This is a genomic window from Synechococcus sp. R5-13 (genome assembly GCF_047462015.1).
Classification (GTDB): Bacteria; Cyanobacteriota; Cyanobacteriia; order Thermostichales; family Thermostichaceae; genus Thermostichus.
Map to the genome: position 1 here is coordinate 1 of NZ_JANSIL010000012.1, position 12,874 is coordinate 12,874.

Here is a 12,874-nt window from a genome sequence, read left to right on the forward strand (position 1 = left end):
TTTTGCCAAACCGCCTAAAGCTCAGTAAATTCAGCAAAGTTCAGGGTTTTGGGGGTTAGAGGCATGCTCCGACAAATCTTTTCCCAGGGTCTCTGTTTCCATAAATCCATAAAAGCCATAAAAGAGGGGTCTGGAGGGGGCTGCGTTTGCGCCAGCAGGCCGGAGATCAAGGGCAATACCAGGGAAGGGGCTCAAACTCTGGTGGGAGTTTCTCCCTCTCATAAGGGCTTCTGTTTTATCTTAGGAAGAATCCACCCAGGGATCCCTTAGGTTGTCCTTGGTTGGTATCCCTTTGGCAAGATCCGCTAGCCCAACCCAGGCCATGTTGCCCGTTCGCCCCCGCGAAACTGTTTCCATGTTCACCCGCGACGGGATCCAACTGGACGCGGATGTCTATCGCCCGCAAGGGGAGGGGAGCTACCCGGTTTTGCTGATGCGGCAGCCCTATGGGCGGGCCATTGCCTCGACGGTGGTGTATGCCCATCCCAGGTGGTATGCGGCCCAGGGGTACATTGTGGTCATCCAGGATGTGCGCGGACGGGGAACTTCCAAGGGATCCTTCTACCCTTTCCGCCATGAGGTGGAAGACGGGTTTGACGCCGTCAATTGGGCGGCTGCCTTGCCGGGGAGCAACGGCGTAGTGGGCATGTACGGCTTCTCTTATCAGGGCATGACCCAGCTGTATGCGGCTTCTACCCGTCCCAGCGCCTTGAAGGCCATCTGCCCGGCGATGCTGCCTTACGATCTCTATGCCGATGCCGCATACCCAGGGGGGGCCTTTGCCTTCTACAACAACCTCAGTTGGGCCTTGCAACTGGAGACCGAAGGGGCGCGTCTCAGGGGGGATGCCAATGCCTACCAAGCGCTTTTGAAAGCTGCCCGCAATCTCCCCCTCTACGACCCTATCCCCCTCAAGCCGGGGGTGTTGCAGCAGTATGCCCCCCAGTCCTATTACTTCGACTGGCTGGAGCACAGCGAGCCGGATGAATACTGGCGCAAGCTCTCTCCCCGTCTAGAGGTGGTGGATCTGCCGATGCTACACATTGCCGGCTGGTTTGACAGCTACCTGAGTGGTAGCCTGCGCCTCTACAAGGAAATGAGCGCCCGCAGCCAGAACCCTCAATACCTGATCATCGGCCCTTGGATCCATCTCCCTTGGGGGCGCAAAGTGGGGGCGTTGGACTTTGGCCCAGAGGCTGTCAGCCCCATCGATCGGCTGCAGGTGCGCTGGTTTGACCAGTTCCTCAAAGGCAAAGATACAGGGATCCTCCAGGAGCCGCCGGTACGCCTGTTCGAGATGGGATCCAACCGCTGGCGCGGCTTTGATGCTTGGCCTACCCCTGAGCCAAAAGCTTTTTACCTACACAGCACCGGCTTGGCTGCCCTTTCAGAAGCAGAGGGATCCCTTCGCCCTGAACCCTCGCCGACGCAACAATCGGATACCTTTGTTCACGATCCCTGGCGACCGGTGCCGGCCTTGGGGGGCCACCTAGTTCAGCCTGCCGGGCCGCAAGAGCGCTCCGCCCTCGACTGCCGCACCGATGTCCTGACCTATACCACTCCGCCGCTGCAAGCCGAGCTGGTTCTGGTCGGGGACATTGCTGTGGAGGTGTACGCGGAGGCCGACAGCCCCAGTTTCGATCTTTGCGCTGTGCTCTCGGTGGTAAGGCCCGATGGGCAGGTGTATAACTTTTCCCAAGGCTATTGTCGCCTACGGGATCCCCAGCCCAGTACCCCCATTCTGATTCCCTGTCAGCCCACCTGTATTCGCATTCCTTGCGGTCATGCTCTGCGCCTCAGCCTTAGCGCGGCTTGTTTTCCGGCCTATCCTGTCAACACAGGCACGGGAATGCGGGAAGAGCGGCTGATTGAGGCCCGCATTCTCACCATCACTCTCCGCAGCGGTGGCGAGACGCCTTCGCGGCTGCACCTGCCCATGGCTTGAAGCCAAGAAGAGACCAAGCTTCGGGATCCCGTTCGCAATCCCCGCTTACAAAGAGACACCAAACGTTAGGATAGAAACAGGCAGGGCAAGGGAACACCATGTTGCAAGACCCAAAGTTGATCCGGCACTATCAGGCTTTGACCGATGCTCTGGTGGATACCTGGCAGCGGGGCTACCGGCGCACCGATGAGCTACGTCTGCTGGTGGATGGCTACCTGCTGGCCTTGCGAACTGGCAAACAATTGGAGCCCTTCGAGATCTATCGCATTGAGGACGAGGTCAACCGCTTCCTCTACGATCCGTCCAACTTCATAGATCCGGAATTGGAGCCAGAGGCGGAGCCGATGCGGGGTTATTGATTTTGTGAATCCCTGTTGGCGATCCCTAGAACAGGTGGGGCAAAGTTTTGATTCCAACCTTTTCTGATCTCCCCTCGCCCCTTGGGAGAAAGACTAGGGGGGAGGGCGCTGACTGAGTTCTGGTTTTGTCGAGCATCTTGCGCCTGGTAGGCTGAGAGGGATCGATTCGTTCCTGATTCCAGTCGTATCGGTTCTATGGCGGTTTGGGATAGGGTGATGACCTCCCGGCATCTGCCCCTGCTGGGATCCGGCTTGGGCTTGGGGGTAGCCCTGATCCTCTGGTACGGGGTGTTTGGCTACCACGTGCTGCAGATTGGCCTCTGGCTGCTGAGCATCCTGCTGGTGGGGTTGTATTGGGCGCAGTTTTCCCCGGCTCAACCCCCTTGGGATCCGACGCGGCTGCGCTGGCAACAGGAGCTGTTGCACCTGGGGCTGTTGGTGTTGGTCTTTGCCCCGATCTACCTCTACGACCTGCCCAACATCCCTTTTCAGATCAATACTGACGAGATTGTGATCACCTCCATGGCCCGTCGCGCCTCAGGGGTGCGCTATCCCGATATCTTTGGGCTGATGCCGGAGTATTTCTATTTCCCCCGCTTCATGTTCAGCCTCTTCGGCGGCCTGACGCGGCTGATGGGGGGAGTCACGCTGCTCAATGTGCGCACGGTACATGCCGCCTTCGGGGTCGTCACCATTCTGGTGGCCTACGGGTTTTTTCGGGCATTTTGGGGATCCCGGCTGGCTTTGGCGGGGGCGGCCCTCTTGGGATCCAACCACGCCTTGCTGGGCATCAGCCGCATGGCCATGCGGGAAAACCTGATTGTGCTGGTGGAGTGTGCGGCCCTGGCCTTGCTCCTCAAGGGCGTGCGGGAAAAAAATCCCCTGTTGCTCTATCTGGGGGGAGGAGCGGCGGCTTTCTCCCTCTACGGCTATTTGCCGGGGCGGGTGGTGATCCTGCTGGGGTTGCTGTTTGGAGTTCTGTACCTGCTCCTGGGCCGGGAGGATCTCCGAGGAGAAAACAAGCAAGCTAATCCCCTCTGGGTCCTGGCTAAGCTGACGGTGCCCGCGGCGCTGGGCTTTTTTCTGGTGGCTGGGCCCATTCTGGTGGCCACGGTCACAGCACCTGCGGTGAGCGCCGAGTACTCTCGCCAACAATTTCTCTTTTTCCCGGAAGGGCGGGCGTTACAACAGATGTGGGTGAATGCGGCTACGCCAGAGGAGGCGGTCTGGCGCAACATCTTCAACGGCCTGAGTATGTTCAACGACCCCGGCCAGCACGACCGCGGCTACATCTATCCCAACTACGGCCATGCTTTTGTGGATCCCTTGACGGGGGCTTTGATCTGGCTGGGGCTGGGATCCGGCCTCTACCGCCTTTTCAAGAAGCGCAGCCAACCCCACGACTGGCTGTGTATCGGCAGTTTCCTGTTTCTTTACTTGCTCTTTAGCTTTGCCATCACCAAAGCCCCCAACTACACCCGCCTGCTGGTCATTCTGCCCTTCGTGGCCTACCTCACCCTAGAAGGGATCCAGGTGCTCCTGCGGGCGCTGAGCGGTCTTCTGGAGTGGGCAGGATCTCAGGCAAGAGGTTGGTTGCTAGCGGTGGCGATGGGGGGCGCGATCCTGGCGATTGGGGGATGGAACTTGGCAATCTTCGGAGATTTTGTCTTCAAGGGCTGGACTCAAGGCAATGATGTGGGGGCCACCGGGCGCTATGTGGCAGCTCGCCAAATGGATCCCGACTACCGCTTCTATCTGGCCGCCAGCGCTGCCTACCCCTATTTCGGCTGGGGGGAACCCCACTATTGGCAAAGCTGGATCCAATTTTTTGCCGGACGGGAACAAAAGGTAGCGGTGTTTTCCCCTGAGGTGTTGCCCATCCAGGCGCTGGAGCCACCGTTTACCCTGTTCATGAACGAGTGGGTATGGGATCAGCAAGGGGCAGAACTGCAACGGCGTTTTCCCAGCGGACGGTTGCACCGGATCCCTGCTGAGCGAGGTCTGTGGGCCTTTGAGGTGGTGGATCCCTAGAGCTCCCCCCCTGGTTTGGCCAACCCACTGTTCGCGGGACGGAGTCCTTTCGCGTCAGCGGGACGGAGTTCTTTCTTTTTACCAGGCTAAAAGTAGCTGAAAGCACACTATGCAGATCCAGAGCCGCCAACAGTAGAAGAAGTAGAAGAAGATGATAGCGTTCCAGGGATCCCAGACGTGCGTTTTGATGCCTACGACCCGGGCGAGGGGTTTTACGACGAGCTGTTTTTGGGGCGTAACCAGCCCCGTCCTGAGGCGATCCCGCTGATTGAGCGCATTCATTCTCTGGAAGAAGGGGAACTGCAGCAGCGGCAAGCGGCGGCGCAGGCGGCCCTCTTTCAAATGGGGGTGACCTTCAACGTCTATGGCGATAGCCAGGGCACGGAGCGAATTTTCCCCTTTGACATCATTCCCCGCATCGTCTCGGCTTCCGAGTGGCAGCGGTTGGAGAAGGGTCTCAAGCAGCGCATCCACGCCCTCAACCTGTTCATCGACGATGTTTATCACGACCAGAAAATCCTCAAGGATAGGGTGATCCCTGCCGAGCTGATCGAAACGGCCAAGGGATTTCTGCGGCCCTGTGTGGGGCTCAACCCGCCGGGGAGAATTTGGTGCCACGTCACCGGCACCGACCTGGTGCGGGATCGGGACGGGACTTGGTACGTGTTGGAAGATAACCTGCGCTGTCCGTCGGGAATCTCCTACGTGCTGGAAAATCGGCGGGTGATGAAAAGCACCTTTCCCTCCCTGTTCAACACCATGGGGATCCGCCCGGTGGACGATTACCCTAGCCATTTGTTGGATACTCTGCTTAACCTGGTGCCGCACCTAGCCAACCCAACGGTGGTGGTGCTCACCCCCGGCATCTACAACTCCGCCTACTTCGAGCATTCTTTCCTCGCCCAGCAGATGGGGGTGGAGCTGGTGGAAGGACGGGATCTGGTGGTGGCCGATGGCTATTTGCAAATGCGCACCACCAAAGGGCTGCAGCGGGTGGATGTGATCTACCGCCGTATCGACGACGACTTCATCGATCCGCTGGCCTTTCGCCCCGATTCTCTACTGGGGGTTCCGGGCCTGTTTGAGGTTTATCGGTCAGGGCGGCTGGCGATTGCCAACGCTTTGGGAACAGGGGTGGCGGACGACAAGGTGATCTACGCCTATGTGCCGCAGATGATCCGCTACTACCTGGGAGAAGAGGCCATTTTGCCCAACGTGCCCACCTACCTCTGCTGGGATCCTAAGGATCAGGCGTACGTACTGGAAAACCTGGACAAGCTGGTGGTGAAGGCAGCCAACGAGTCGGGTGGCTACGGCATGTTGATGGGATCCCAGGCCACACCGGAAGAGCGGTCTGCTTTTGCTGAGAAAATCCGCGCCCAGCCGCGCAACTACATCGCCCAACCCACCCTGTGCCTTTCTCGCGTGCCCACCTTGGTGGATCGGGGAGAAGGCCCCCGTCTAGAACCCTGTCATGTGGACTTGCGGCCCTATATCCTCTACGGCAAAGAGATCTACGTTCACCCAGGGGGGCTGACCCGCGTCGCCCTCAAGAAGGGATCTCTGGTGGTGAACTCCTCCCAGGGGGGCGGCAGCAAAGATACCTGGGTGCTCTGCGCGGATCCCGGCTGTTGAGAGACGGCTTGCAAAATAGGTTCAGAGCCGCTCGCCCGAACCTCTGCTCCACCGGCCAAAGCGGCTGGCATGTTGAAGCGCCAGATCCACGTAGTGCTGGGCGTGAAGGCGCAGTTGCTTGACCTCTTCCTCGGTGAGGGTGCGGATAACCTTGGCCGGGATCCCCGCCGCCAAAGAGCGAGGTGGCACAGACCGGGTGACCACCGCTCCAGCTCCCACCATGCTGCCCGCCCCGATGGTGACCCCGTTCAAGATAATGGCCCCAATCCCGATCAGACATCCCCCCTCGATGTGGGCACTGTGGATGACCGCTCGATGGCCTATGGTCACTTCCTCGCCAATCAGGGTCGGCTGTCCGGGATCCCCGTGCAGAATGGCTCCATCTTGGATATTGCTGCGGCGGCCAATCACAATGGGCGAGAGATCCCCCCGCAAGATGGCCCCGTACCAGATGCTCACCGCTTCCGCAAGTTGGACATCGCCGATCAGTGTGGCATTGGCGGCAATAAAGGCTGCCTCATCTACTCCCGTCGGCTGCCGATCCAGCCCAATTGGCCAGGTGTCCTGTTTTTCTCGTTGCATTTAGAGTCGAGGCCGTTCATGTCAGTTGGGCTTGACGTTGAGAGAGTAGAGAGGATTCAGACGGTTGCAAGGGGCGAATGGCAAAGAAAGTTTCGTAGATGCAATCGCCAACGTGGTTCATTTGTAGCTGCAATTTGTCGAGAAACTCATGTAAGCCCTGCTCCATAATGTCGTCGATGGTCAGGTAGTCCAGCTCAGAACGCAGGCGGCCCAAAGCTCGCTCGCTGGGATCCCGCCAAGTATCGGCTGGGGTGCCGGTGATTTGGTGCAGGGATCGATCCGCATGAATAAGACAAAACTGAATGGAGCGGGGAAATTGCCGATCCAAAATGAGAAAAGAGGCCACCTCCCTGGGATTGATGCGGTGTTGGCGGCTGTGTTTCCGATACATTTCATAAGCACTGGCCGACTTCAGCAAAGCAATCCACTGCAACTCATCCAAAGCCGTACCCACATACTGCAGAGAGGGCAGCAAAATAAAATACTTAACATCCAAAATGCGCGCCGTTTTGTCCGCCCGCTCCAAAAGACGGCCAATCTGGCCAAAATGCCATCCTTCCCCATGGGTCATGGTGGCATCCATCACCCCGGCGAATAGGTGACTGGCCAGCTTCACTTCCGTGAAAAAATCATGGAGCTGACTCAGGTGGGGGCCTTGCTGAGCCGCTTCTTTGACCATCAAATAAAAGCGGTTGACCCGCTCCCACATTTCTGAAGAAATGACCTCCCGCACAGAGCGGGCATTTTCCCGCGCCAGCCGCAAACAGGAAAGGATGGAGTTGGGGTAATCCCTATCAAAAGCCAGGAACTGGATGACTGTTTCTTGGGTTGCCTGGCCATAGCGTTGGTAAAACAGCTCCTGATCCCCAGTGGTGTAGACAATGGGATCCCACTGCTGAGCGGTGCCGCTGGGCGAGTCGAGAATCAGGTTTAGGTTGACATCGATAAAGCGGGCGATGTTCTCGGCGCGCTCCACGTAGCGGTTGAGCCAGTAGATGGAATCGGCCACGCGACTCAGCATGCTGTTACCTCCTCTGGAGTTTCTTGTCTCCGCGCTCCGTTCAAATTCAACAAACGAAGCAGCCGCCGCAGCTTCACCAGCAGCACCCCCGTCAGGCCGGTCAAGATCCACCCCATCCACTCGGCTGCAGTACCCAGATAGCGCACCTGCACGCGATGATCCCCCGGTGGGATCCGCACCTGCAACAGCCCCACTCCGCTGTGCTCAGCAGACGTGAGGCGACCATCCACCTGTACCCGCCAAGCAGGGTAGTAAAAAGTGCGCAGGACTACCCATTGATCCTGATCGGTGGGGTTAACGGCCCGAAAACGACGGTAGCCATAGCTCCACCGTTCCACTTCCAACAGTGGCTCCAGATTGCCTTGCTCTTGTCCAAAATCCACTACGTCCCCCTGCCACCGCAGCAGCGGATCCACCTCTGGGGGCGGCATGGGCAGCGTTGCCTGGCGAGGTCGGTACTCCAGCACATCCACCAGCGCCAGCCCGTCGGGAAAGCGCCAGTGCATGTGGAGAAAAGCAATGCCCGGTCGCTCCTGGGGCTCATTGGGAAATGGCTTGGCGGCAGACAGCTCTTGAAAAGTCTGGATGGTTTGCGGGTCAAACCAGGCTCTGGACAAGACCTGCCAGCCCTGCCAGCTTTGTATCCCCATTGCCAGACCTATCCCCACAATCAAGAGGATCCTCCAGCCCTTTTGCCCCCACCCCCAGGCGGCCAGGGATCCCAAAAGCCAGGGCACGGTTACCGCCGTCACCGCCATCCAGCGCCAAGAAAACTGAATGCGGCGCAGGGGCAAAACCCACTCGTAGAGCCAACCCAGCAGATCCGTCATCATCAGCAAGGCCACCAAGCTGGCCCCCAAGCTGTAGAGCAGGATGGCTTTGGCCAGGGGAGCATGGGATCCCAAGGCATCAAAGGACTCCGTCTCGTTAGCGCGAACGGAATGGATCGGGGTCATCCCCCTTGTCCTGCGGGCCAGCCATTCCCAGAAAACCAGGATCCCAGCACCCAAGACAACGGCCACCATCCAGATCCAGTACCCCACCAGGCCGCTCTCAAACCAGTGCTGCGTCAGTTGTGGCTGGAGCCGGGTCAGCCCACTCACCATCAAACGATGTTGGGGCATGTACTCTTCGACGAAATTGACGAAGTCCACCTGGACAAAGCGCTGATCCCAAAAGGCGGGCAGCAGATAAAACGCCGTCCACCCCAGCCCCAGCCCAAACCCCAAGTAGCAGCGCCCCACCCTGGGCCAGAGGGGATCCCAGCGGCCCAGCACCCAAGGCAGAGGCAGCCAAGTTAGCGTAAAGACCAGCAAAGTGGGCAAGTGAGATAGGGCCAACAGGCCGTAGCTAATGGCTAAGGCCACAATCGGCCAAAGGGACTGGGGCCGGCAGATCACCTGGACTGAGGCCCAGAAAATCCAGGGAGAGACAGCAATGGCCCACACTTCCCCCATTGCCCCCCGTTGGTAAATATCCACCAGCCAATAGGGGCCGGCCATACCCGCCAGAGCCAAAACCAGAGCCCAAGCCCAGGGGATGAGTTGCCGGAGAAGGGCATACAGCCCTGTCCCGAAGACCGCCACTGCCAAGCCCATGCTGGCCACCAAAGAGGTGGGCATGTCCAGCCCCAGCAGGCGAAACGGCAAAGGGGCCACCATGCACAGAGGGGGATAAAAAGCAAAGGTGGGATTGCCGTAGCCGAAGTTGGAATACTCCAGCCAGCGGGGGTAGAACTGCCCGCCGAAAAACTGTCGCTGATACTGAAAGGCCCAACTGAGGTTGAAGTGAGTGGAGTGAGTCATGGGATAGCCCTGGCGCAGCATGGGCCAGAGCAGCACCCCAATGCCCACCAACAACCCTAGCCCAACACCCCTCTCTGGTTGTTGCAAAGCTTTCAGCATTTCTCGGCGTTATCCCCATCCTCTGCCTCGAAAGGCCCAGACTTCCCCCCATACTTGCGCAACAGCCGGATGTTTTCGATCACCATCGTCTTTTCCAGGGCCTTGGCCATGTCGTACAGGGTGAGGGCGGCCACCGAAACTGCTGTCAAAGCCTCCATCTCCACCCCTGTTTGGGCGTTGGTTTTCACTGTAGCGGTGATCAGAAAGCCGGGCAGATGGGGATCCGGATCCAGATCCACAGTGACGCTGCTCAAGGGGAGAGGATGACACAGCGGGATCAGATCGGCGGTGCGCTTGGCAGCCATGATCCCGGCCAGCCGGGCCGTTTCCACCACATTCCCTTTGGGCCCTTGACCGGCCAGAATAGCCTGCAAAGTCGTTTCTGACATGCGTACCTGCCCTTGGGCAGTGGCCAAACGGGCAACCGTGGGCTTATCTCCTACTTCCACCATTTGTGCTCGGCCAGAGGCGTCCAGGTGGGTGAGGGCTTGCCCAACAAAGGACTCTGTCCTGCTGGCGCGACTAGAACTCGAATCCGATGGCACCCCGGCCTCCCACAATCCTTGAGAGCTGAAGAGTTGGCTTAGGCTCCGATGAGGTCGGCAAATCGGCAACCAGACCCGCAGGGACTTGACAACTAGTAGCGAATCCAGGCATAGGCGGCATCAGAGAGCACCGGCACCTCGGCGTAGTGGCCGCGAATGTTTTGCACCCAGGCGTAGACGGTGATGGCAATCACCCCCAAGAGAGCCGTGGTGGCCAAAATGCTGACCATCGCTGCCAGGCCAAGGTTGCCGAAGAGTATGCCAAACGCCTGCATCAGCACCTGCACCAAGAACAAGGCAATGTTGAGCAAGAACAAGGCAATGTTGAGCAAGAGCGCCTGGATGGTGTTGAAGCGAACAAAATGGGCTACGCGGGTGTTGCGGATCACCAGGAACAGCAGAGCCAAAAACACCCCCATTCCCAGCCAGCCCGTGGCCAGGGGCACCAGACGAAACAGAGGCGCAAAAATGGGGATCAGCCCTGGCAAAGATTGAAACAGCCCAGAGGGCAAAAAGCCCAAGGGCAGAGCCGATACCAAAGGCAGAAGGTAGGGAAGGGATCCCCACAGCCGATTGATGGGAGTGATGTCGCCGCGCCAGGTCATAATCCGTCGATCCCTATTAGGTGCAGTGGTCATTGAAGTGAAGTTTGCTTGTCGGTGCGCTTCCAGGATCCCCACCAGCTAAAGATTCAGAGAGAGAAAGCAACACCCAAGCCTTGGGCCTATTGTAGTCGATGGATTTGGGTGGCTCAACGCGCTTGGCCGCAAGCTGGCTTCTGCTTTCCAGTGAGCAGAAAAACTCGAGGCCAAAACGTTCAGAGTGAGCGCTCCGATGAATCCAGGCTGATATAATCAACGGCAAATTCTGGCTGCATACCGGTTTTTTGGGTTCTTTACATTTTTCAGCTTCCACCATGAAGATTTCATTGTCTCCCGCTGCTGGCGTTGTCGGAGCTTTCCTCTGGCAAGTTTGGTCTGGGCTCATTGGTTTTCTCAACGACCGTCTGTTGCCGGAGCGCTATCACATTCGGCCCGAAGCTTTGCCGGAGTGGATTACTCAGGTGTGGGCTGTCTATCTGCGCTATCGGGAAGCCTCTCGTCCGGGGGCGATCCAGTTTCGCGGCTTGACGGTGGATCCCAGCCGAGATCTGCGCTCAGCTCACCTCGGATCCCGTCCGCTCCGCTACCGCGGCTGCCCCATGGAGACGGTTGCCCGACCTGGGGATCCCTCTCCTACCGCCCAACCCATCCCTGAAAAGGCTTTTGTGCCCCCCTACTGGAGACTCCTCAATACGCTGCGCTTGAAGTTGAGCCTGGCCGATATTGATCGCTACCCCGTCACTCCGGCCCTGCAGCGGGTTTACCGAGGTCGAGAGTTTTAACACCGCTCTGCTGCTCTGCACGACAGTGGAGTTTTAAGGCTGGGGATCCCCTTGTGGGTGGGGATCCCTTTTTGGACTTTGTTCGCGACAGCGGGACGGAGTCTCCGGATTGGACTTGTAGGTTTGGGTGCGGGTGGTTTCTCCTGAGGGGAAAGCTGAGAAAGACTGCAAAAAAACTTAAGGTCACTTTCCCGCTGGGGGATAAGAGCCCCTACAGTGGATAAAGAAGAACATGGTGCTCCGCACCGCCAACGCAATGAGCTTTGTTATGTCCAAAAGCGGCGTGCTCCTGCTGAACTTGGGGGGGCCAGAGACCCAGGCCGATGTGCAGCCCTTTCTTTACAATCTGTTTGCCGATCCCGAGCTGATCCGGCTGCCGTTTCCCTTCTTGCAGCGGGCCTTCGCCTGGGCCATCTCCACACTGCGGGCCGAAAAATCCCGCCGCAACTACGCGGCCATTGGGGGGGGATCCCCCTTGCGGCGCATTACTGCTGAGCAAGCGCGAGAACTGCAGGCCCACCTGGTGGCTGAGGGCTATGACGTGCCGGTGTATGTGGCCATGCGCTACTGGCATCCGTTGATCGAGTCGGTGGTGCAGCAGATCAAGTCGGATGGGATCACCCGCTTGGTGGTGCTGCCGCTTTACCCGCAGTATTCCATCAGCACGACGGGATCCAGCTTTAAGCTGCTGGATCGGCTCTGGGCTGAGGATCCGGAGCTGGCCCACATCGAGCGCTGCCAGATCTGCTCTTGGTACGATCAGCCCCAGTATGTGCAGGCGATGGCCAGAGCAATTCGGGAACAGTTGGATGGATTTGCCGAGCCCGAAGGGGTGCATGTGCTGTTCAGCGCCCACGGCATTCCCGAAAGCTATGTCACCGAGGCCGGGGATCCCTACCAACGGGAAATGGAAGCCTGCGTGCGGCTGATCTGGAAGCAGGTGGGACGCCCCAATGACCACACCCTCTCCTATCAAAGCCGGGTGGGTTCGGTGCGGTGGCTGCAACCCTATACCGAACGGGTCATCCTGGAGTTGGGATCCCGAGGTGTGAAGCAGTTGCTGGTGGTGCCGATTAGCTTTGTGTCGGAGCACATCGAGACCCTGCAGGAGATCGACATCGAGTATCGGGAGCTGGCCCATCGAGCTGGGATTGCCGATTTTCGCCGTGTGCCCGCCTTAAATACCGACCCTCTGTTCATTGCTGGCTTGGCGGCGCTGGTGCGGCCTCATCTGCTCACTCCGGGCTTGGCAGCTCCTGCCTTTGTCCCTGCTGCCGTGGGCAGCTCGCTGCTGGAGCGGTAGGGAAAACGCCAGGCATTTCATTGTTGCTCTGCTCATTGTTGCTCTGCAACGCTGACGCGACCAGACGAGGACGCTGACTTCATACCCCCAGAAGCGTTCTGATACATTTACGCTGAACACTGCTGAACATCACTGTTCAACTATGCAGCGATAGCATTCTGTTTG

11 protein-coding genes are annotated in these 12,874 nt (G+C 58.6%); 6 read left to right on the plus strand and 5 right to left on the minus strand.

Going from position 1 to position 12,874, the window contains the following annotated elements; genetic code table 11:
• The first annotated feature begins 271 nt into the window (after positions 1-271).
• The 4 genes from NW840_RS00860 (at position 272) to NW840_RS00875 (ending at position 5,970) form a co-directional block, all read left to right on the plus strand.
• Positions 272-1,945, plus strand: coding sequence for a CocE/NonD family hydrolase (locus NW840_RS00860; protein ID WP_414341768.1), 1,674 nt, complete (start codon positions 272-274; stop codon positions 1,943-1,945).
• Positions 1,946-2,043: 98 nt separating this feature from the next.
• Positions 2,044-2,304, plus strand: a complete 261-nt coding sequence (locus tag NW840_RS00865) for a DUF6761 family protein (RefSeq protein WP_011434405.1) — start codon at positions 2,044-2,046, stop codon at positions 2,302-2,304.
• A gap of 216 nt (positions 2,305-2,520) precedes the next feature.
• Positions 2,521-4,335, plus strand: a complete 1,815-nt coding sequence (locus NW840_RS00870) for a glycosyltransferase family 39 protein (RefSeq protein WP_414341770.1) — start codon at positions 2,521-2,523, stop codon at positions 4,333-4,335.
• Positions 4,336-4,512: 177 nt separating this feature from the next.
• Positions 4,513-5,970, plus strand: a complete 1,458-nt coding sequence (locus NW840_RS00875) for a circularly permuted type 2 ATP-grasp protein (RefSeq protein ID WP_414341773.1) — start codon at positions 4,513-4,515, stop codon at positions 5,968-5,970.
• A gap of 21 nt (positions 5,971-5,991) precedes the next feature.
• On the opposite strand, the gene NW840_RS00880 is transcribed toward NW840_RS00875, so the two are convergent.
• The 5 genes from NW840_RS00880 to NW840_RS00900 form a co-directional block, all read right to left on the minus strand.
• The gene (locus NW840_RS00880; protein ID WP_414341775.1) at positions 5,992-6,552 is read right to left on the minus strand and encodes a gamma carbonic anhydrase family protein; all 561 of its coding nucleotides are present in this window, start codon (positions 6,550-6,552) and stop codon (positions 5,992-5,994) included.
• Between the two features lie 16 nt (positions 6,553-6,568).
• Positions 6,569-7,573: an alpha-E domain-containing protein gene (locus tag NW840_RS00885; RefSeq protein WP_414341777.1), complete on the minus strand. Its 1,005-nt coding sequence runs from the start codon at positions 7,571-7,573 to the stop codon at positions 6,569-6,571.
• Positions 7,567-9,477, minus strand: a complete 1,911-nt coding sequence (locus NW840_RS00890; protein ID WP_414341779.1) for a hypothetical protein — start codon at positions 9,475-9,477, stop codon at positions 7,567-7,569. Before NW840_RS00890 ends, NW840_RS00885 begins: the two co-directional genes overlap by 7 nt.
• On the minus strand, positions 9,471-10,022 hold the full coding sequence (gene moaC, locus NW840_RS00895) for a cyclic pyranopterin monophosphate synthase MoaC (protein WP_414341781.1): 552 nt from the start codon (positions 10,020-10,022) through the stop codon (positions 9,471-9,473). The genes NW840_RS00890 and moaC overlap by 7 nt, the downstream gene beginning before the upstream one ends.
• Positions 10,023-10,114: 92 nt before the next feature.
• Positions 10,115-10,627 carry a Tic20 family protein gene (locus tag NW840_RS00900; protein ID WP_414341783.1) on the minus strand — a complete coding sequence of 171 codons (513 nt, stop codon included), beginning with the start codon at positions 10,625-10,627 and terminating at the stop codon, positions 10,115-10,117.
• Between the two features lie 311 nt (positions 10,628-10,938).
• On the opposite strand from NW840_RS00900, the gene NW840_RS00905 reads away from it, so the two are divergent.
• Positions 10,939-11,406 (plus strand): hypothetical protein, encoded by a 468-nt coding sequence (locus NW840_RS00905; protein ID WP_414341785.1) that lies wholly within the window; start codon positions 10,939-10,941, stop codon positions 11,404-11,406.
• Between the two features lie 268 nt (positions 11,407-11,674).
• The gene (gene hemH / locus NW840_RS00910) at positions 11,675-12,709 is read left to right on the plus strand and encodes a ferrochelatase (RefSeq protein ID WP_414341787.1); all 1,035 of its coding nucleotides are present in this window, start codon (positions 11,675-11,677) and stop codon (positions 12,707-12,709) included.
• Positions 12,710-12,874 lie beyond the last annotated feature (165 nt).